Genomic DNA, 19,137 nt, shown 5'->3' with positions numbered 1-19,137 from the left:
GACCGAAGGCTCGGTGCTATCGCTGACAGGTCTTACCGGACTCACACCTTCCGCGAGCGCGCCCATACGAAGGTTTCATGTGAGCCCTGCGCCGCCATTGCACGGGTGCCCACGATCACTGGTCTTGGGAGAGGTCGCTCGGTCGGGCGTCTCTTCGGATGAGCACCCCTAACCTTCGTATGATTCCGCGTGGACGGCAGCGGCAGTACCTCTCTCGGCACGAGACCTGGCCGCAGCCGTCGCTCCTCACGGCCAGGATGCGGTCGCCCCTTATCCCACGAGGTCGAACGATGATCACGCTCACGATCAACGCGCAGCCCTACAGGGTCGAGGCGGAGCCCGACACGCCGCTTCTCTTCGTGCTGCGCGACAGCCTCGGGCTGACCGGCACCAAGTACGGGTGCGGCATCGGCCAGTGCGGCGCCTGCACGGTGCTCCTCGACGGCCAGGCCGCCCGCTCCTGCCAGATCCCGCTGGAGAGCGTGGGCGATCAGGCGGTCACCACCATCGAGGCGATCGAGCAGGATCCCGTCGGCGCCCGGGTGGTCGCCGCCTGGGTCGGGATCGAGGTGCCGCAATGCGGCTACTGCCAGTCCGGGCAGGTGCTGGCGGCGACGAGCCTCCTCAAGCAGACGCCGAAGCCCTCCGAGGACGACATCGCGGGTGCGATGACGAACCTGTGCCGCTGCGGCACCTACAACGCCATCGCCGCCGCCGTGCGGCAGGCCGCGGCCTGAGGGAGGGTGCCGTGAACGACCTCTCGCCCCTCCGCGCCGGAGGCCACGACCGCGAGCCGGTGCGCAACCTCTCCCGCCGCGGCTTCCTGGGAGCGGCCTCGGGCGCGCTCCTGCTCGGCGTTGGCTTGCGGCTGGAACCCGCCGTCGCCCAGACCCGCGCCGAAGGACCCGCAGCCGTCGCGCCGAAGCCCGGCACGCGCGTGGCCGCCTTCCTGGAGATCCGCCCTGACAACTCGGTGCGCCTGCTCAGCCCCTTCGTGGAGGGCGGACAGGGCATCAATACCGGGCTCGCCCAGACGATCGGCGAGGAGCTCGACCTCGACCCCGCCCGCTTCGCGGTGGAATGCGCCCCGCCCGGTCCGGACTACGCGGTGGTCAACGGCCTTCGCATGACCGGCGGCTCCTTCTCGACGCGCTCGAGCTTCGAGGCGATGCGGCGGTTGGGCGCCACCGCCCGCGAGATGCTGCTGCGCGCAGCCGCCGCCAAGCTCGCCGTGCCGCAGGCCTCTCTCACCACCGAGGACGGGCGCGTGATCCACGCGGGCAGCGGCCGCGCTCTGGGCTACGGCGAGCTCGCCGCAGCCGCACTCGCGCTGCAACCGCGGGACGACGTGCCTCTGAAGGCCGCCAAGGATTTCCGCTGGATCGGCAAACCGGTGGCGCGTCTCGACATGCGCGACAAGTCCACGGGTCGGGCGGTCTACAGCATCGACATTCGCATCGACGGGATGCTGCACGCCGCCGTCCGGCACGCGCCCCATCTCGGAACAGAGCCGGAGGCGATCGCCAACGAGGCGGAGGTGCGCGCCCTGCCGGGCGTCCAGAGTATCCACCGGTTGCCGGGCGCCGTGGCGGTCGTGGCCGATACGTGGTGGCGGGCCCGCAAGGGCGCGGACGCCCTGGCGGTGACCTGGACCAAGCCCGCGCCGGAGGGCGTCGATACGGTCTCGGCCGGCTTCTCCTCGGCCGCGATGCTGGCGGCGCTGAAGGACTCGACCGCGCCCGGCATCCCGGCCGAGCAGGAAGGCGACCCGGACTCCGCCTTCGCCAAGGCCACGAAGGTCGTCGAGGCGGAATACGACGCCCCCTACCTCGCCCACGCGCAGCTCGAACCGCCCTCGGCGGTCGCGCGCTTCGCCGCCGACGGCAGCCTCGACCTCTGGCTGCCCAACCAGATGCCAGAGCTATTCCAGCAGGTCGCCGCCAAGGTCGCGGGCCTGCAGCCTGACGACGTGCGCATCCATTCGCCGATGCTCGGCGGCTTCTTCGGGCGCCACTTCTACTACGGTCCGGCCAGCCCCTTCCCGCAGGCGATCCTGCTCGCCAAGGCGACGGGACGGCCGGTGCGGGTGCTGTGGTCGCGGGAGGAGGAGTTCGGCATGGACGCCGTACGCCCCCTGAGCTTCGCGCGCTTCAAGGCCGCGCTCGGACCTGATGGTCTTCCGGTGGCGCTGCAGACGACGGCGGTGGGCGAAGGGCCGATCGGGCGCTGGTTCGGAGCCCTGTTCAAGTCGCCCGTCGACTCCTCGGTGGTCGAGGGCCTCGACAAGAAGCCCTACGCCATCCCGAACCGGCGCCTCGACTACGTGAAGGTGCCCCACCCGGTGACGATCGCGTTCTGGCGCTCGGTCGGTCACTCGATGAACGACTACTTCTACGAGAGCTTCCTCGACGAGGTCGCGCAGGCCGGGGGCAAGGACCCGTTCGACCTGCGCATGGCGCTCCTGACGGACAGTGCGCGCCACCGCACGCTCCTGCAGACGGTCGCCGATCTCGCGGGCGGCTGGCGGCGGGGGCCGTTCACGGCCGAGGACGGAACGCGCCGGGCGCGCGGCGTCTCGATGGCCTCGCCCTTCGGCTCCGAGACGGCGACGATCGCCGAGGTCTCGCTGAAGGACGGCGAGGCCAGGGTGCACGACCTCTGGATCGCCATCGACCCGGGCAGCGTGGTCAACCCGGGGATCGTCAAGCGGCAGGTGGAAGGCGCGGCCGCGCTCGGCCTGTCGTCGACGCTGCTGGAGCAGGTGGTCTACGAAGGCGGGCAGCGGCAGGCGCGGAACTTCGACGCCTACCCGATCCTCGACCGGGAGCGGATGCCCCGTGTGCACGTGGCGATCGTGGAGAGCGGGGCGCCGATGGGCGGCATCGGCGAGCCGGGGCTGCCGGGTGTGCCGCCCGCGGTCGTCAACGCGGTCGCCGCGCTCACCGGCAGCCGCCCGCGCAGCCTGCCGCTGTCCAAGGCCCGTCTGTCGGGCGCCTGACGGCCCCCCGGTGGGATCTGCACACAATCCTCAAACAGCAACGGAGATGGTCATGGGCTTTGTTTCAATCGCGGACGGTACGCAGATCTTCTACAAGGATTGGGGGCCGAAGGACGCGCAGGCGATCGTCTTTCATCACGGCTGGCCGCTCAGTGCCGACGACTGGGACAACCAGATGCTGTTCTTCCTCGGCCAGGGCTTCCGCGTCGTCGCGCATGACCGCCGGGGCCACGGCCGCTCAACCCAGACCGATACCGGCAACGAGATGGACACCTACGCGGCGGATGTCGTCGCGCTCGCCGCCGCCCTCGACCTGCGGAACGCGATCCATGTCGGTCACTCGACCGGCGGGGGCGAGGTCGCCCGCTACGTCGCCCGCGCCGAGCCCGGCCGCGTCGCCAAGGCCGTGCTGATCGGGGCGGTGCCCCCGGTGATGGTGAAGTCCGAGACGAATCCCGGCGGCCTGCCCATCGAGGTCTTCGACGGCTTCCGCGCGGCGCTCGCGGCCAACCGCGCACAGTTCTACCGCGACGTGCCGTCCGGGCCCTTCTATGGCTACAACCGCGCGGGCGCGCAGGTCTCGGAAGGCGTGATCGGCAACTGGTGGCGCCAGGGCATGATCGGCGGCGCCAAGGCGCAGTACGACTGCATCAAGGCCTTCTCGGAGACCGACTTCACCGAGGATCTGAAGGCGATCACCGTGCCCGTACTTGTGATGCACGGCACCGACGATCAGATCGTGCCGATCGCCGATTCCGCGCTGCTGTCGCGCCCGCTCCTGAGGAACGGCACGCTGAAGACCTACGAGGGCCTGCCGCACGGGATGTGCACCACGCATCCCGACATCATCAACGCCGACCTCCTCGCCTTCATCAGGGCGTGAGGCGGGGCGGGATGCGGTGAACCGGCATCCCGATCCGCCCGTGCTCGGCTCCCCGCGCGCAGGGCGGGGCCGGACCGGGATTTGCCTGGGATCCTCCGATACTGATACCGCCGGATCGGCATCGCACCGGCATCCGTTCGAGAGAAGCCCAGGCATGAGCAGCGGTCCTGCAGTGGCGGGCGGCCCGGTCGTCCCGACCGAAGCCGACTGGAACGACGCTTGGTACCTCGTATGCATGAAGGTCTCGACGATCGGGTTCGTCGTGGTCGATGCGCGGGAGCGGGTCGCCGCGCTCGACGCGCTTCGGGAAGCGGGCGTCGCAGATCTATCGCGGTACTTGGAGGCTAATCCCGGCATCGCAGACCAGCTGCGCCGCGGCATGATCATCCTCGACGTGAACGAGGCGGCCGTGCGGATGTTCGGCGCGGCCGGCCGTGCCGACATGATCGGCCAGCGCACCCAGCGCTTCTTCGATCCCTCCTGCACCGCCCAGATCAACTCGGCGCGCGCCTTCGCGGCCGGGGCGACCTCGTTTCAGCAGCAGGCCCGCAGTGTCCGGGTGGATGGATCGCGCTTCGACACCCTGTTCTGCGTCGTGCCTAAGGCAGACGGGACGACTTCGGGCTTCTGGCTCGCCTCGTTCGTCGACATCACCGAGCACGTGCAGCGGCAGACCTCTCTCGACGCGCTGCGCGACGAGCTGGCCCACGTCTCCCGGATCTCCACCCTGGGCGAGCTCTCCGCGTCGATCGCCCACGAGATCGGCCAGCCTCTCTCCTCGATCGGAATGACTGCCGGCGCCATGCTGCGCCGTCTCGACGGGAACGACATCGAACGCGATGCGCTCCGGCGCCAGTGCCAGCGCATCGTCGATCAGGTCGCGCGCGCCGGCGACATCATCGATCGCACGCGCCGCATGGCAGGCAAGCGCGGCAGCACGCGCAGCCCGATCGCAGTCGCCGACGTGCTCAGCGAATCCGTCCAGTTCGTGCGGCACGAACTGAGCCGCAACGCGATCGGGCTGCATGTCGGTGGATCGGGTGCGGATCTGACCATCCGGGCCGACAGGATCCAGCTTCAGCAGGTTTTCGTGAACCTGTTGATGAACGCGATCCAGATCCATGGCCACGCCGGCACGCCGGAGCCGGAGATCGGGATCGAGATAGTCCGGGAGGGCGACGCGGTCCGGATCGACGTCGCCGACAATGGACCCGGCGTCGATCCGCGCCATATCGACCAGCTGTTCGACGGCTTCTTCACCACGCGCGCCGACGGGCTCGGGCTCGGCCTCAGCATCTGCCGCACGATCCTCGCTGCCCATGACGGCTCAATCGAGGTGACAAGCAACGGTGGGAAGCCGGGAGCCACGTTCACAGTCCGCCTTCCACTTTAAGCAGACGTTCGAACCGGCTAGAGCATTTTCCGCGGAGTGGTTGCCGGTTCCGCGAAAGAAAATGCGGCACAATCAATGTGATAGAGCATTTTCCGTGATCCAAGGATCACGGAAAATGCTCTAGGCCGAAGGCGCGAAGGCTCCGCCGGGCGTATGTGCGACCGATATGATCGCCTTGCGGAAAGCGGCTGGTCTACTTCGAGGCTGGAAAAGCGGCGAGACGCACCTTCGGCGCAGCCCAAGAACAAAAGTCGCAGTGACCCAAATCAGGCCATTGGTCTGCGGGAGATGGCTCCGGGGCCGCGGGTGCGACCCCGGACGACCGCCTCACTTCTTGCCGGTGACCGTGTCGGCGAGGTTCTTGGCGCCGTCCTTGACGTCGCCCACCGTCTTCTGCGCCTCGCCCTTGAGCTCCTGGGCCTTGCCCTCGGCCTCGAGCTTCTCGTTGCCGGTCGCCTTGCCGACGCCCTGCTTGACGTTGCCCACGGCCTCGTTGGCCAGGCCCTTGATCTTGTCGGTGGTGCTGCTCATCGGCTGATCTCCTCTGACAGTTGGTCGTCACCGGCTTCACCGGTCGGGGAGGCCCCCGCCGGATGGCGGGAGCCGATGGGGATGGGTGTCAGGCGCGGCGGGCGTCGTAGGCGTCGACGAGCGTCAGCGGCTTGGGGGCGCCGAAGCGGCCGCCGAGGAAGGCGGCGAGCGCGCCCAGGATCAGCGCCAGCGCCGCGTAGAAGGCTCCCTGGGTCGCGGCCGACTTCGCGGCGACCGCAGCGGCCTCGGCCTTCTGCTTGGCCGTGGTGACGGCCTGCTCGTACTGCTTCTGGTAGTCGTCGATCTGCGCCTTGGCCTGGTCGGGCGCGATGCCCTGCGCCTTGGCGAGCGCGTCGGCCGCGCGGGCCTTGGCCTGCTCCTTCTGGGCCGGGTCACCCGTCAGCACCGCACGCACGGCCGAGACCGCGGCGTCGCGGGCGGCCTGCGGGTCCTGGCCGGCGGCCTGCTCGCGCACCTTCTGCTCGATGCCGTCGAGCGGGTTCGAGATCTTCGACAGCGACGGGGCCGCGGCCTGGGCCGCCGTCTGCACGGTGCCGCCGACGAGGTTGCCCGCGCCGCCGAGCGCGCTGCCCACCGTCGAGAGCGCACCGCCGACGAGGCCGGTCGCCGCCGAAGTCAGCAGGTAGAGCACGATCAGCGTGGTCACGGCCCAGGAGACGAGGCCGTGCAGGCCGGCCGCGCCCGGCAGCGCCTTGCCGGAGAGACGACCGGCGATGAGGCCGCCTGCGAGCGAGGCGACGATGCCGGAGCCGACGAACCACAGCCCGGCGCCGAGCGAGACGGTCGAGGCGGCCGGGTTGTCGGCCGCGTTCGTGCCGACGGAGGCCAGGCCGACGCCCACCCCGACAAGGTTCAGGACGACCTGGCTGACGAGGGCCGTGACGGCACCGGCGAAGATGGCGCCCCAGGACACTTCGTTAAGCAGGACGGCCCGCGTGTCGCCGACGGCGACGGGAGATAGGCTGGTCGGTGCAGTCACACGTTTACTCCGGTGGGTGGGTGAAGTCGAAAGACGGGGTAGGCGTCAGAGCCGGCTGACGAGCAGGCCGAGGCCGAAGCCGATGGCGCCCGCCACGAGGAGTGACGTGTGCGGCCATTCGGCGGATTGGTCGTGACCCTCACGCAGGTAGCGGCGGCCCTGCTCGTAGGCGTCCTCGGCGTAGTCGGAGGCCTCGTCGGCCGCGTGCCGGACGGCGTCCTTGGCCTGGCCGTAAAGGTTCTCTGCGGTGCCCTGCGCCTCGCGGAAGCGGCCCTCGACCGAGTCGCTCTTCGAGCCGGTCAGATCGCCGACCGCGCCCTGCACCTTGCCGCCGAGCTCCTTCGCGGCGCCCGTGATCCTGTCCGTATCGACCATGTCGTGCTCCTGTCGTCGTGGTTGCGTGCGGCACCTTCGGGCGCCCGGTGTTCCGGCTCAGTCGCCGCGCGGTCCCGCCTTGGACGGTCGCGCCCGACGCTTCTGGGCCTTGCCCTCGGCCTCGATCCGGGCATCGCCGGTCAGCTTGCCGATGGCCTCCTTCAGCGAGCCCTTGGCGTGCTCGGCGGAAGTGGGTTTCGCGCGTTCGGTCACGGACACCTCGCGAGTGACTGAGAAACCCCCGGCTCGTCTCAGATGTCCGCCCGGCCTCGCTATTCAATAGTACGCGGATACCAGTAGACTGGGTTTTACGGACCGGAGGCGTTCAGCGGAAAGCCGTTCTCGCGCCCCCAGATCACGGCCTCCGCGCGCTTGTGGACGCCGAGCTTTCGGTAGAGCGCGGCGCCGTGGTTGCGCACGGTGTTGCGCGAGAGGTTGAGCCGCTTGGCGATGGCGTCATCATCGACGCCCGCGCAGATCAGGTTCAGGATCTGGCGTTCCCGCACCGTGAGGGCCGGGCTCGCCCCGTTGCCCTCGCGGGGGCCCGGCTGGCGAAGGTTGGCGAGTTTCTCGATGAGCCCGCGGCTGAACCACGAGGTGTCGGCCATCACCGCCTCGATGGCCTCGAACAGCTCCCGCTCGCCGCGCTTGCGCTCGGTGATGTCCTGCAGGACGAGAAGCGCGAAGGTCTCCTCGCCGATCTCCACCCGCTCGGCGGAAACCAGGCAGTCGAGTTCCGACCCGTCCTGGTGGCGCAGGCAGACCTCCTGGCCTGGCACGAAGCCGGTGCGCCCGACGGATTCCTCGAAACGCTCGCGGGCTGCCTCCGCGACCCACAGGCCGGTCTCGGCTGGTGAGCGTCCGACCACGCTGTCCTCGCCGTGGCCGAAGACGCGGGTGAACGCCTCGTTGATGCTCGTGACCGTGAAGGTGTCGAGCCGCGCCAGCAGCGTCGGCACCGGGGTCAGCCTGAATGCCTTGGCGAAGCGCTCCTCGCTCTGGCGCAGGGCCGTCTCGGCCTTCTTGCGCAGTTCGAGATCGGCGAAGGTGAACAGCATGCAGGGCTCGTCGCCCATGTCGATGGGTTGGCCCGCCACGATGACGAAGCGCGTGCCGCCGTCGGGCAGGTCGAGGCAGGCCTCCATCTGGGGGATGGTGCCACCCTCTTTCAGGCGGCTCACCGCGAGATCCCGGTTGCGGGCGCCGGCCAGCACGTCGACCTCGTAGACGCTGCGCCCGATGACGGCGTCGCGGACGTGCCCGGTCATCTCCAGGAAGCCGGCATTGACCTTCACGTGCCGCAGGTCGGAGAGCCGCGTGATCACGGCAGGTGCCGGATTGGCGTTGAAGGTGGCCTCGAAGCGCTGTTCGGCCTCGAACTGGTCGGAGACATCCTTCATGATCAGCGCGAGACAACTCGGCTTGCCCTCGCGGTCGGTGGCGACGAGGCTGCGCAGGGAGTGGACGAATTCGACCTCGGGCCGGTCGGCGCGGTGGACCTCGACGACGACGTCATGAAAGCGCTCGCCCGCCACCACCCGCTCCATGGGGTAGTGCTCCGGCGTCCTGTTGTTGCGGTAGCGCAGGGCGAAGCGCTCGCGGTAGGCGTCGACGTCGTCCCCAAGCTCGTCGAGTCTCTCGACGCCGTGCATGGCCAGCGCGGCCTCGTTGGCGTAGGCGATGGTCTGGTCGGGCTCGACCAGGATCACGCCCTCGCTCAGGCCGGCGATGATCTGCCGAAGCTCATGCCTGTCGACGTCCGCCGTCACGTCCCCCTGGCTCCTTGGCGCCCGCAACTGCCAAGACGGCAGCGGGGCACAAACGGATTGCGCGCAAACGGGTTCCGGCGACGTCTTGGTATTTCGAGATCACGAAATTAATATGCGTAGACCGCATATTGCATTCAGGGATGGCGGACGGCCGCGTCAAGGATTCGGCAGTCGGTGTCGCGGGCCATGCGTGTCCTGACAGGGCTCGCGCTCGGAGGAGTCGCCGCGCCGGGGCCCTGCTCAGCATGTTGAACGGCTAGCCCGATGCCGCAGGCGTGGCCTGCGCCGATGTCACGCCCGCCCCTCCAATCCAAACCTCAGACACGAGAAAGCCCGCCGCGGCGAACCGGGCGGGCTGGATCGGCGTGGCCGCGTGAGGCGGCCGTAGAGGGGGTCAAGCCAGCGTCGGGACCGCCCCCGCGGCGCCCACGTTCCGGGTGCCGCCGTCGAAGGTCTTGGCCAGCGCGATCACCAGGGAGATCTGCACGGCGGCGGCGAAGGGGAGAAGAGCGAGAGCGGTGAGGAGGGTCATCGGCGGCGTCCTGTGCTGCGGTGCGTTGAGAGGCTTATCGCACCGCACACGCCTGTTTGGTATACCACATGCCTTGCACCAGCCATGCGACAGTTGCATGGGAGTGCAGGGATTAGCCGAAAATTTGTACTAAGATGCATATCTCGCGTGGTGACAGGCAGAAAATTGCCTGCCGAAGGCGAGGTTATGGACGGGGGTGAGCAGCCCAGAGCGGCGGAGCACCGCGGCAGGCGCTCGCGTCGCAGACAATGGCGGTTGCCTCGTCGGCTGATCAGGCCTCCGAAGCGGACGTCCAGGCATTCGCACGCGAAGGTCCGCTCGCCACCCGGGAGCAACCCGTCGAGGAGGCCTCGCCGATTGGCCGCGACTTGTCCCCGAGCGGACCTTCTGGTGTCCGAGCAGAGGACGCATGGAGCAAAGCCGGGATCGAACCGGCGACCAAGCGTCGGCGCAAGCGGCCTCGTCCGCTACGCTCGGCTCGATCGCAGGCGTGCGACCTCGTCAGGCCCGATCTCGAGGTAGAAGCGGATCGCATCGTCGACCAGATCGTCGGGCGTGACACCCGCCGCCTTCGCAGCCCGAGTGACCTGGAGGCCAAGCGCAAGATCGACACGCAGGACGGCACCCTGGCTCGGCGGAGCTGGGGCGGCGGTAGGGGCAGGTACGGGCGCAGCACTGTTGCGCGACTCGAGCTTGCCAAGCTTCGCTTCGCGACGGCCCCGATGGACGAGAGCATCGGCGCGCTCATTGAGGCGGTCGCCGGCATGACCCCGGACCCAGGTCCATTTCACGTCGCGCGCCGCATTCAGTTCGTCGAGGCGCTTCATGAGGTCGACGTTCTTCACGTCGCCCGTCGTCGTGCGCCAGCCTTTCGCCTTCCAGCCGCGCATCCACTCGGTCACCGATTTGACGACGTACTGGCTGTCGCACCGCATCTCGATCGCGGCTCCGGCCGGGAAATGCTCGAGGCCCTTGATCGCAGCCGTCAGCTCCATGCGGTTGTTGGTCGTGGTGCCGGGCTCTCCGCCGCACAGCTCGACCGTGCCGTCCGGGGCCGCAACGACGACCCCCCAACCACCCGGCCCGGGGTTCGGGTCGCAACCTCCATCGGCATAAACGATCGTTCGCATCGTGGCGTCGGCCCTTTCGTGTGGGGTGGTCGATGGGAGGCAGCCATCGATGCCCGAAATTGGCTGACAGATGGTATCCCTAACCCCAGGCGGGTACCGCCGGAGGGCGGCGGGCCGAGCAGCATATCGATCGCCCATGACACGCCGCCGTATGCCTGGACCCTGGCGGCCACGTCATTCCTGAAGGAGCCGCTCAAGGACGCGCTCGGCACGGTGCCGAACGTGCACGCCTGGCTGGAACGGGTCGGCGAGCGTCCGGCGGTCGAGCGCGGCATGGCGCTGCCGAGAGCCCGATGACGGCCGGGACGGGGCCACGGATGGGCAGTCGGTCGCCAAGGTGCCCGAACCTGCCGATGTCGCGCCCGCTTCCCGTGCTGAAGCAGATTTCATGATGAGGACGGGTGGAGAGCCCGCGACGGGTCAGGAGTTCGCAGGCTGCGTCTGAGGGCCGTCATGTCCTGGCCGTCCTTGCGTCTGCCCCGGTCCGGCGTGTCCGCCTCACTTCCCATATCGGGTGAACACGAAATCGTGGTCGCGGACATTGGCTTCGTGGCAGGCGAAGCAGGTCTGGTGCTGCGCTTCGTCCGCGGGCTTGCCGTCGATGAAGCGGCCGAAGCCCCAGCCGCCCGTCGCGGCGTAGCGCCGGGAATCCTTGACCATCACCTGGACCGTCGTCGGTTGCCCGGACACGAAGGCGGGCGCGAATTCCTTCGACGGCTCGCGCTTCCAGGCGAGCTTCACCAACACCGTGCCGTCCGGAAACGGGAGCGTGCCGGCCTTATAGGCCGCGATCGCCGTCCCGTTCGCCACGACGGCGCGAAGCTCGTCGAGCGCGCCGGTCTCCTGCGCGACACCCACGAGCTGCCAGGAGCGATAGCCGTCCGGGACCAACACGCCGTAGATCGGCGAGGCGGCAGCCTCCGGCGCCGGTCCGCGGGCCGCCCAGGCGAGGCTCCCGGCGAGGATGGCGAGCGGCGTGCCAGCCGCCAGGATGACGATCCACCGCATTGCGGTCTCCTATCCGAACGTGGCGCTGAACAGGGTCAGGCCGGGCCCCTCGGTCTCGAATGCGAGCAGGTGCTCGCCGTAGGTCTCGCCGTCGACGAGGGTGTAGAGCGTCGGCGATCCGACCTCGATCGCGCGCGCCGGGCCGCCATCCACCCTGACGCGCAGCGTCACAGGCTGCGGGGCGGCGGCCACGAGATGAAGCTTGGCGGCCTGGAAGCGCAGGCGCAGGCCGCCGCGCGGCGAGCGGAGTTCCAGGCCCTCGCCACGCCGATCCCAGGTCCCGTCGAGCTGGTACTGATCGGCTCCGGGGCCGGTCGCCGGAAAGGTGTAGGTCGCCTCGCCTCGACTGGGCCCCTGCGATCCGTCCTGGGGCGTCGCACGCAGAGCGCCGAAATAGATCTCCGGGGTCGCGACCCGCGACAGGCCCGGATCGTCACGCGCCACCGCATCCGCGGGCGCCAGCCCGAGCAGCGCCCGGATGCCGGCCTCGAGGTCGCGGGCATGGCCCTCGCCATAGCGCGTCAGCACGATGCGGCCATCGCGATCGAGGAGATAGAAGGCGGGCCAGGCCTCGTTGCCCCAGGCCCGCCAGGTCCGCGCGGCGTTGTCCTGTCCGACGGGGAAGCGGATGCCGAGCCGGCGCACGGCCTCCGCGACGTTCGTCCGGGCCTGCTCGAAGCCGAACTCGGGCGTGTGGATGCCGACGATCCGCAGCCCGTCCGGCCCGTAGATCTCCTGCCATTGGTTGAGGATGGGGACCGTCCGGCGGCAATTGATGCAGGAATAGGTCCAGAAATCGACCAGCACCACCTGTCCGCGCAGCGCGGTGAGGGTCAGCGGCGCGGGCGTGTTGAGCCAGCCGTCGATGCCGGTGAAGTCCGGTGCGCGGGGCCCGGCGGCCGTGAGCGCCGGCCATGCGCCGGCGCCGATCAGGCCGATGCCCAGCATCTGCAGGAGCAGCGTGCGGCGTGATGGCATGAGGGTCTCTCCGAAGTGCGGCCCGTGCGGTCAGAGCGAGCCGGCATCGATGACCGCCTGGGCGAAATCGCGCGGCGCCTCCTGCGGCAGGTTGTGGCCGATGCCGCCCGTGATCAGGCGATGCGCGTAGCGGCCGGTGAAGAACTTGGCGTAGGCCGCGGGCTCGGGGTGCGGGGCGCCGTTCGCGTCGCCCTCCAGGGTGATCGTCGGAACGCGGATCGCCGGCGCCTCCGCGAGCCGCTTCTCGAGGGGGTCGTAGCGCGGCTCGCCCTCGGCGAGGCCGAGCCGCCAGCGGTAATTGTGGATCACGATGCTCACGTGGTCCGGATTGGCGAAGGCCGCGGCGCTGCGCGCGAAGGTGGCGTCGTCGAAAGACCAGCGCGGCGAGGCGGTCTGCCAGATGAGCCGGGCGAAGTCCGTCCGGTTGGCCTCGTAGCCGGCCCGGCCGCGGCTCGTCGCGAAGTAGAACTGGTACCACCAGGACAGCTCGGCCCGGGGCGGCAGCGGCATCTTGCCGGCATCCTGGTTGCCGATCAGGTAGCCGCTGACCGAGACCAGGGCCTTGCACCGCTCCGGCCAGAGCGCCGCGACGATGCAGGCGGTGCGCGCGCCCCAGTCGAACCCGGCCAGGACGGCTTGACCGATCCCGAGCGCATCCATCAACGCGATCACGTCGACCGCGAGGGCGGCCTGCTGGCCGTTCCGGACAGTCCCCTCGGCCAGAAAGCGCGTCGTGCCGTAGCCGCGCAGATAGGGCACGATCACCCGGTAGCCCGCAGCCGTGAGGATCGGCACGACATCCACGAAGCTGTGGATGTCGTAGGGCCAGCCGTGCAGCAGGATCGCGACGGGGCCGGTCGGGGATCCGGCCTCGAGATAGCCGACGCTGAGCAGGCCGGCATCGACCTGCTTCAGCGGACCGAACCCCGCCCCCGTGCCTGCGGGTGCGGTCTGGGCCTGTGCGGGGCGGAAGAGGCCGATCTCGGCGGCGGCCAGGGTGACGGCCGCGAAGCCGAGCAGACGGCGGCGATTCTGGTCGATGGTCTCGGTCGGCATGGGCGCATCCTTCGGCAGCGGTCCCGATCGATCCACTCTGCCCCGGATCGCGGCCGGTGGCTTTGAGACAGCCTGGACTTGTCCTTGAGAGCGTCTTGATTTTCGCTGCGGTACGGCGCTGCTGGGCCGGATTTCCGTGCGAAGGCGGCCGCGTGATCTACCAGTTCGGGCCTTTCACCCTCGACACCGCCCGGCGCGAGCTGAGCGGGAGCGGCCGCCTCGTCGCGCTCGAGCCGCAGGTCTTCGACGTGCTGGCGCACCTGATCGCGGCGCGCGACCGGGTGGTCAGCCGGGACGACCTGCTGGCGGCGGTCTGGCACGGCCGCATCGTCTCGGAGGCGACGATCAGCAGCCGGCTCAACGCGGCGCGGGTCGCGATCGGCGATACCGGCGCCGAGCAGCGCCTCATCCGCACCCTGCCGCGCAAGGGCGTGCGCTTCGTCGGCGATGTCCGCGAACGCCCGGAGCCCACGCCGGAATCCGTGCCCGATGCCGGGCGCCCGGCATCGGGCACGGATTCCGGCCCGGCCTGGCGGGCCGGGCCGAAGCTGCCGGCCGTCGCCGTCCTGCCCTTCGCGAACCTGAGCGGGGACCCTGAGCAGGACTATTTCGCGGACGGGATCACCGAGGAGATCATCACGGCGCTGTCGCGGATGAGCGGCCTGTTCGTCATCGCCCGCAACTCGTCCTTCACCTACAGGGCCAGGGCGGTCGACCTGCGTCAGGTCGGCGGGGAACTGGGCGTCGGCTACGTCCTCACGGGAAGCGTGCGCCGCGGTCGCGACCGGCTTCGGATCACCGGCCAGCTCGTCGATACCGCGTCGGGAGCCCATCTCTGGTCCGACCGTTTCGACGGCGATCGGCAGGACGTCTTCGCGCTGCAGGAGCGCGTCGCCGACAGCGTCGCGGCCGCGATCGAGCCCACCCTTCAGAGCGCCGAGATCGGCCGGCTCGGGCGCGAGCCGTCCGGGCTCGACGCCTACGATCACCTGCTGCGCGCGAACGCCCTGATGTCGGAGTTCACGGCCGCCGGCATGTCGGCCGCGCTCGTCTGCCTCGACCGGGCGCTCGCGCTCGAACCCGCCTACGCGCCCGCCATGGCGGCCGCAGCCTATTGCCGGGCGCAATGCCATTTCCAGGGCTGGGCGCAGCAGGACGATGCCGACCGCGCCGAGGCGGTCGACCGAGCCTGGCGGGCCGTCGAGCTCGCGCCCAACGATGCCCAGGTGCTGTGGATGGCGGCCTTCGCGGTGTGGAACATGGCCGGGAGCGGGCGCGAACGGGCCCGGGACCTGTTCCGGCGCTCGCTGCTCCTCAATTCCAACTCCGCCATGGCGTTGACGCTGGCGGGCTGGATCGAGACGATGTGCGGAAACGGGATCGAGGGCCGCGCCATGGTGGCGCGCGCCCAGCAGCTCAACCCGCGGGATCCGCGCGGCTGGCTGATGGCCGGCGTGATGGCGCTGGCCGCCCTGATCGACGAGAACTACGCCGAGGCGATCGCCTGGGCCGAGCAGGCGCTCGCCCAGAACCGCCGCTTCACCGTGGCGCTGCGGGTGCTCGCGGTCGCCGACATCAAGCTCGGCCGACCGGATCGCGCGCGGGACGCGGTGGCGGCGCTTCTCGCGATCGAGCCGCACCTGACGATCTCGGGCTTCTTCGCCCGCATCCCGTTTCCGCTCGACGAGATGGCGAGAACCTATGCCGAGGCCCTGATGCTGGCGGGCTTGCCGGAATAGGCGCGACCGGTCGCTTACGGGTTTCGCGCTTTGCCGCGAAGGGGAAGCACCCGACGCCGCATCCGCGTCCCGTGAGGTCGGGCTCGCGGTTCAGGGCTTGATGACCATCCGCCGCCGAGGCTGCGACCGTGGACAAGCGCAGTCACCGCTTCGCCGCGCCTTGCATCGCGGCCCGGAACCGCCGCGCCCGGGCGCGAAAACCTTATGCCGACCCCGTCGGCGACGCCGCCACGGACGTCTGGCCGCACGCGTAGCAGAACCGCTCGAAGGTGCTCTTGCGATGCGCGCAGGCCGGGCACCGCTCGAACAGCCCGATCCCGCAATGGGGGCAGAAGTTCGCGTCCGGGTTGGCGAGGTCGATAGGCCGCTCGCAGCCGGGGCAGACCTTCTTGGCCAGCCGTTGCAGCGCCTGATCCGTGGCGATCTCGGTCCGGCGCTCCTCGTCCGGCCGGAGCTCGGCCGCCTTCTGCCGCTCGTTGTAGGCATGGAGCGCGTTGATGACCGCCCGTCCCGCGACCAGCGTCGCGACGACGCCGACGCCGTACTGCACATAGCCGCCATAGCTCGGCAGGTAGGGCACGAGCTCCACGAAGAAGGCGAAGGCCGCCGCGAAGGCGAAGCCCCAGACGAAAGGCCAGTTGCGCGTGTGGCGGCGCTTCAGCAGCAGCCATCCCGCGAGCGCCAGCAGCGGCAGGGTCAAGGCCAGGCGATACGCGAAGACCCGCAGTTCCTGCCCGCGCTCGGCCGCGTCGAGCTTCTCCCGAGCCGCGGCCCGCAGGTCGGTGTCGATGCCGATCTGCGTCGATTGCCGTTCGGACAGTTCGAGGCCCGTCCGGTTCAGCTCCTCCAGTCGCTCCTCGACATTGCGCTCGGCCGCCTTCAGCGCGTCGAGCCGTTCGGTTCGTGCGATCAGGCCCGGATCCTGATCGACCCGCTGCGTGGCGTCGCGTGTCTTCAGCCAGTTCGCGAAGGTCTCGCGGGCCGCCTCGGAGGCTGAGCGGGCCGCGTCCAGGGCGAGTTGCGCCTGCTCGGCCTGCCGCCGGTTGTCGTCCTGCTCGCGGCGGATCTGCTTGAGCGCATCCGCCGATGCCTTGGCCTGATCGCTGGCGAGGAACTGCTCCAGGGTGAAGCGATGCTCGACCTGGGGCAGGTCGCCGACGACGAGCGAGCCGAGGCCGATCAGGAAGCCCGCGAAGGCGAGTGCGACGAGCCAGAGAACGAGGTTGAACCACCGTTCGGAGAGCCGTTTGCCGGATCGCACGCTCATGCCTCCTCCAAGCTGCACCGGCCGCGCCGATGGTCATGCGAATCGCAGATTACCGCGCAGCTTGGTACCGAAAAACCTCCGACCCGCAGGCGCTTGCAGGAGGCTGCGTGTTGTCCGCAGCATCGGCCGCGGGGCGTCCGGGGCGAACGCGGTGAACGGCACGGTCTCCGAACCGCTAGGCCGGCACGTTCCATCCGGACGGGATCGCTCGACACTACATTAGTGCTAATGTAATAGCTTGGACATGAGCGGACGAGAACGGCCCGGCCTGGGCGAATTGCTGCGCTACGTGGGCGAGCTGGTCGAACAGGGCGCGGAGGAAGACTACCGGTCCCTGCATCCGGCCTATCGCCCCCGTTACACCCCGGTGCTGCGGGCGCTCGCAGCCGGGGCGGAAACCGTCACCGAGATCACGGCACGCACCCGCGTCACGCAGGGGGCCGTCAGCCAGACCATTGGCCTGATGGTGACGGACGGCTTGGTGGAGCGCCACGGCTTGCCGGACGGCCGCAAGAGCGCCCTGCGGCTCACCCCGGCCGGTCAGGCGCTGCTGGGGCAGCTCACCCCGCTCTGGCAGAGCACCTTCGCCGCCATCGAGGCCCTGGAGCAGGAGATCGGGCACCCCCTGTTGCGGGTGCTGGAGGATACGGCCGAAGCGCTGGAGCGACAGGGCTTTGCCGCGCGGCTGCAGGCGGTTCGAGGGGCAACGGCGTGACCACGTTCAGGGATCACTTCTCGACCAACAATGCCGGGTATGCCGCGCACCGGCCGACCTACCCGCGCATTCTGGTGGACGTCCTGGCGAAGGCCGCGCCCGGCCGGGCGCTCGCCCTCGATGTCGGCTGCGGGACCGGCCAGCTCTCCACGCTGTTGGCGGAGCGATTCGAGCGGGTGGTCGCCACCGATGCCAGCGCGCAGCAGATCGCGAGCGCGACGCCGCACGAGCGGGTCGCCTACCACACGGCCCCGGCCGAGCGCTCCGGATTGCCCGAGGCCAGCGTCGACCTGATCACCGTGGCGCAGGCCGCGCACTGGCTGGACCTCGATCCGTTCTATGCCGAGGTGCGCCGCATCGCCCGTCCCGATGCGGTGCTCGCGCTCATCACCTACGGCGTGCTGCACGTCGAGGACGCGGCCGCCGACGCGGTGGCCCAGCGGTTCTACCACGACGTGATCGGCCCCTACTGGCCGCCCGAACGGAGGCATGTCGAGGACGGCTACCGCTCGCTGCCCTTCCCGTTCGCGCCGCTCGAGGCGCCCGCCCTCGACATCGAGGTGGCGTGGAAGCTGGCGGACCTGATCGGCTACACCGAGACGTGGTCGGCCGTGCGGGCGGCCGAGAAGGCCGTGGGGCGTGCCCCCGTCGAGACGTTCCATGCCGCGTTGACCGAGGCATGGGGCGACCCCGAGACGGTCAGGCCCGTGCGCTGGCCCCTCTCCCTCCGCATCGGACGGATCTGAGCAACGATGAGCCTCGCCGACCTACAGCCCGGATTGAAGCACACCCACTCCGTGCAGGTGGATGAGCGGCTGACGGTTCCAGCCGTGTCGCAAGCCTTCACCGGCTTCTCCGACATGCCCCCGGTATTTGCCACCGCGTTCCTCGTCGGGTTCGTGGAGTGGACCTGCATCGAGGCGCTGCGTCCCTACCTCGACCCCGGCCAGAAGACCGTGGGCGTGCATGTGGACCTCAGCCACAGCGCCGCCACGCCGGTCGGCATGCGTGTGACGGCCGAGGTGGAATTGGTCGCCGTCGAGGGCCGCAGGCTGCGCTTCAAGGCCGTCTGCCGCGATGACGCCGAGGTGATCTCCGAAGGCCACCACGAGCGCTACATCATCGATGCGGATCGCTTCCTGGCACGGTTGAACAAGAAGCGTGGAGCGACAGCCTAGAGCGCTCTTAAGCCGAAATGGACACCGGTTCGGCGCAAGAGAGCGCGTCACAACAAGAGCTTGGAGCCGTTCCCGATTGCAACGCGATCGGGAGCGGCTCCAGCTGCACGATCGCTGCGCCCAGGAAGGGGCCCGCAACGGATCGGAGGCGGCGCTTGCCTGCCGCCCCGCACTCGGTTCCGCAGGTCGATGACGGTAAGCCGGCGAGCGTGGCTCGACCGCCGGGACAGGCTGTCGCGCAGAGGTGAGAACCCGAGCCCGGCATGGGAGTTTCATGCGTCCTATGCGCGTTCTGCTCATCTACTGCCATCCCCTCGCACAGAGCTATGCCGCGGCCCTGCGCGATGCGGCCCTTCAAGGTCTTCGATCCGCTGGGCACGCGGTCGAGGTGCGCGACCTCTATGCGGAGGGGTTCGACCCCGTCCTCAGCGCGCACGAGCGGCGCAGCTACTACGATCAGGACAAGCGCACCGACGCGACAGCCGCGGTCGTGTCCCTGATGGTGGTGTAGCTCGCTGGTAGCGGGAGAGCCCGCCTGCGCGCCCTTCACAGCGCTGTAGCAGGCGGGCTCTCCCGCGGGGTGGC

Annotated in this window: 20 protein-coding genes; 9 read left to right on the top strand and 11 right to left on the bottom strand. The window is 69.7% G+C overall.

The genetic code is table 11. The features are described 5' to 3' along the window. The first annotated feature begins 290 nt into the window (after nt 1-290). The 4 genes from MTDSW087_RS23335 to MTDSW087_RS23320 all read left to right on the top strand — a co-directional run bounded on the left by MTDSW087_RS23335 (nt 291) and on the right by MTDSW087_RS23320 (nt 5,274). Nucleotides 291-737, top strand: coding sequence for a (2Fe-2S)-binding protein (locus MTDSW087_RS23335; RefSeq protein WP_144767266.1), 447 nt, complete (start codon nt 291-293; stop codon nt 735-737). A gap of 11 nt (nt 738-748) precedes the next feature. Continuing rightward, nucleotides 749-2,998: a xanthine dehydrogenase family protein molybdopterin-binding subunit gene (locus MTDSW087_RS23330; RefSeq protein ID WP_144767265.1), complete on the top strand. Its 2,250-nt coding sequence runs from the start codon at nt 749-751 to the stop codon at nt 2,996-2,998. Nucleotides 2,999-3,050: 52 nt separating this feature from the next. Then, entirely contained in the window at nt 3,051-3,881 is an 831-nt protein-coding gene (locus tag MTDSW087_RS23325) for an alpha/beta fold hydrolase (RefSeq protein ID WP_425324729.1), read from the top strand. Between the two features lie 154 nt (nt 3,882-4,035). Continuing rightward, a complete protein-coding gene (locus MTDSW087_RS23320) occupies nt 4,036-5,274 on the top strand; it encodes a sensor histidine kinase (protein WP_144767263.1) in 1,239 nt (412 codons plus the stop codon). A gap of 327 nt (nt 5,275-5,601) precedes the next feature. Here MTDSW087_RS23320 and MTDSW087_RS23315 read toward each other — a convergent pair whose 3' ends face one another. The 10 genes from MTDSW087_RS23315 to MTDSW087_RS23275 all read right to left on the bottom strand — a co-directional run bounded on the left by MTDSW087_RS23315 (nt 5,602) and on the right by MTDSW087_RS23275 (nt 13,653). Beyond that, nucleotides 5,602-5,805, bottom strand: a complete 204-nt coding sequence (locus MTDSW087_RS23315; RefSeq protein ID WP_144767262.1) for a CsbD family protein — start codon at nt 5,803-5,805, stop codon at nt 5,602-5,604. A gap of 88 nt (nt 5,806-5,893) precedes the next feature. After that, on the bottom strand, nt 5,894-6,805 hold the full coding sequence (locus MTDSW087_RS23310) for a PhnA-like protein (protein ID WP_144767261.1): 912 nt from the start codon (nt 6,803-6,805) through the stop codon (nt 5,894-5,896). 45 nt (nt 6,806-6,850) lie between these two features. After that, nucleotides 6,851-7,180: a CsbD family protein gene (locus MTDSW087_RS23305; protein ID WP_144767260.1), complete on the bottom strand. Its 330-nt coding sequence runs from the start codon at nt 7,178-7,180 to the stop codon at nt 6,851-6,853. Between the two features lie 57 nt (nt 7,181-7,237). After that, nucleotides 7,238-7,393 carry a CsbD family protein gene (locus MTDSW087_RS23300; protein WP_144767259.1) on the bottom strand — a complete coding sequence of 52 codons (156 nt, stop codon included), beginning with the start codon at nt 7,391-7,393 and terminating at the stop codon, nt 7,238-7,240. Nucleotides 7,394-7,488: 95 nt separating this feature from the next. Next, nucleotides 7,489-8,949, bottom strand: coding sequence for a helix-turn-helix transcriptional regulator (locus MTDSW087_RS23295; RefSeq protein WP_144767258.1), 1,461 nt, complete (start codon nt 8,947-8,949; stop codon nt 7,489-7,491). A gap of 394 nt (nt 8,950-9,343) precedes the next feature. Next, nucleotides 9,344-9,481 (bottom strand): hypothetical protein, encoded by a 138-nt coding sequence (locus MTDSW087_RS30385; RefSeq protein WP_186383971.1) that lies wholly within the window; start codon nt 9,479-9,481, stop codon nt 9,344-9,346. Nucleotides 9,482-9,948: 467 nt separating this feature from the next. After that, nucleotides 9,949-10,611 (bottom strand): ribonuclease HI, encoded by a 663-nt coding sequence (gene rnhA, locus MTDSW087_RS23290; RefSeq protein ID WP_144767257.1) that lies wholly within the window; start codon nt 10,609-10,611, stop codon nt 9,949-9,951. A 498-nt stretch (nt 10,612-11,109) separates the two neighbouring features. Further along, nucleotides 11,110-11,619, bottom strand: a complete 510-nt coding sequence (locus MTDSW087_RS23285; protein WP_144767256.1) for a cytochrome P460 family protein — start codon at nt 11,617-11,619, stop codon at nt 11,110-11,112. A 9-nt stretch (nt 11,620-11,628) separates the two neighbouring features. Further along, complete coding sequence (locus tag MTDSW087_RS23280) at nt 11,629-12,597, bottom strand: redoxin family protein (RefSeq protein ID WP_144767255.1); 969 nt, start codon at nt 12,595-12,597, stop codon at nt 11,629-11,631. Between the two features lie 30 nt (nt 12,598-12,627). Further along, on the bottom strand, nt 12,628-13,653 hold the full coding sequence (locus MTDSW087_RS23275; protein WP_144767254.1) for an alpha/beta fold hydrolase: 1,026 nt from the start codon (nt 13,651-13,653) through the stop codon (nt 12,628-12,630). A 152-nt stretch (nt 13,654-13,805) separates the two neighbouring features. Between MTDSW087_RS23275 and MTDSW087_RS23270 the strand changes: the two genes are divergently transcribed. Continuing rightward, nucleotides 13,806-15,392, top strand: a complete 1,587-nt coding sequence (locus tag MTDSW087_RS23270; protein ID WP_144767253.1) for a winged helix-turn-helix domain-containing tetratricopeptide repeat protein — start codon at nt 13,806-13,808, stop codon at nt 15,390-15,392. Nucleotides 15,393-15,594: 202 nt separating this feature from the next. Here MTDSW087_RS23270 and MTDSW087_RS23265 read toward each other — a convergent pair whose 3' ends face one another. Beyond that, entirely contained in the window at nt 15,595-16,653 is a 1,059-nt protein-coding gene (locus MTDSW087_RS23265; RefSeq protein ID WP_144767289.1) for a double zinc ribbon domain-containing protein, read from the bottom strand. 250 nt (nt 16,654-16,903) lie between these two features. On the opposite strand from MTDSW087_RS23265, the gene MTDSW087_RS23260 reads away from it, so the two are divergent. The 4 genes from MTDSW087_RS23260 to MTDSW087_RS23245 all read left to right on the top strand — a co-directional run bounded on the left by MTDSW087_RS23260 (nt 16,904) and on the right by MTDSW087_RS23245 (nt 19,063). Next, the gene (locus MTDSW087_RS23260; RefSeq protein ID WP_144767252.1) at nt 16,904-17,374 is read left to right on the top strand and encodes a MarR family winged helix-turn-helix transcriptional regulator; all 471 of its coding nucleotides are present in this window, start codon (nt 16,904-16,906) and stop codon (nt 17,372-17,374) included. After that, entirely contained in the window at nt 17,371-18,120 is a 750-nt protein-coding gene (locus MTDSW087_RS23255; RefSeq protein WP_144767251.1) for a class I SAM-dependent methyltransferase, read from the top strand. The genes MTDSW087_RS23260 and MTDSW087_RS23255 overlap by 4 nt, the downstream gene beginning before the upstream one ends. Before the next feature lie 6 nt (nt 18,121-18,126). Next, a complete protein-coding gene (locus MTDSW087_RS23250) occupies nt 18,127-18,552 on the top strand; it encodes a thioesterase family protein (protein WP_144767250.1) in 426 nt (141 codons plus the stop codon). 283 nt (nt 18,553-18,835) lie between these two features. Next, on the top strand, nt 18,836-19,063 hold the full coding sequence (locus MTDSW087_RS23245) for an NAD(P)H-dependent oxidoreductase (protein ID WP_144767249.1): 228 nt from the start codon (nt 18,836-18,838) through the stop codon (nt 19,061-19,063). Nucleotides 19,064-19,137: the final 74 nt, after the last annotated feature.

This window comes from Methylobacterium dankookense (assembly GCF_902141855.1).
GTDB lineage: Bacteria > Pseudomonadota > Alphaproteobacteria > Rhizobiales > Beijerinckiaceae > Methylobacterium > Methylobacterium dankookense.
Note: the sequence above shows the minus strand (reverse complement) of the source record. Positions and strands in the feature narration are given on the sequence as shown.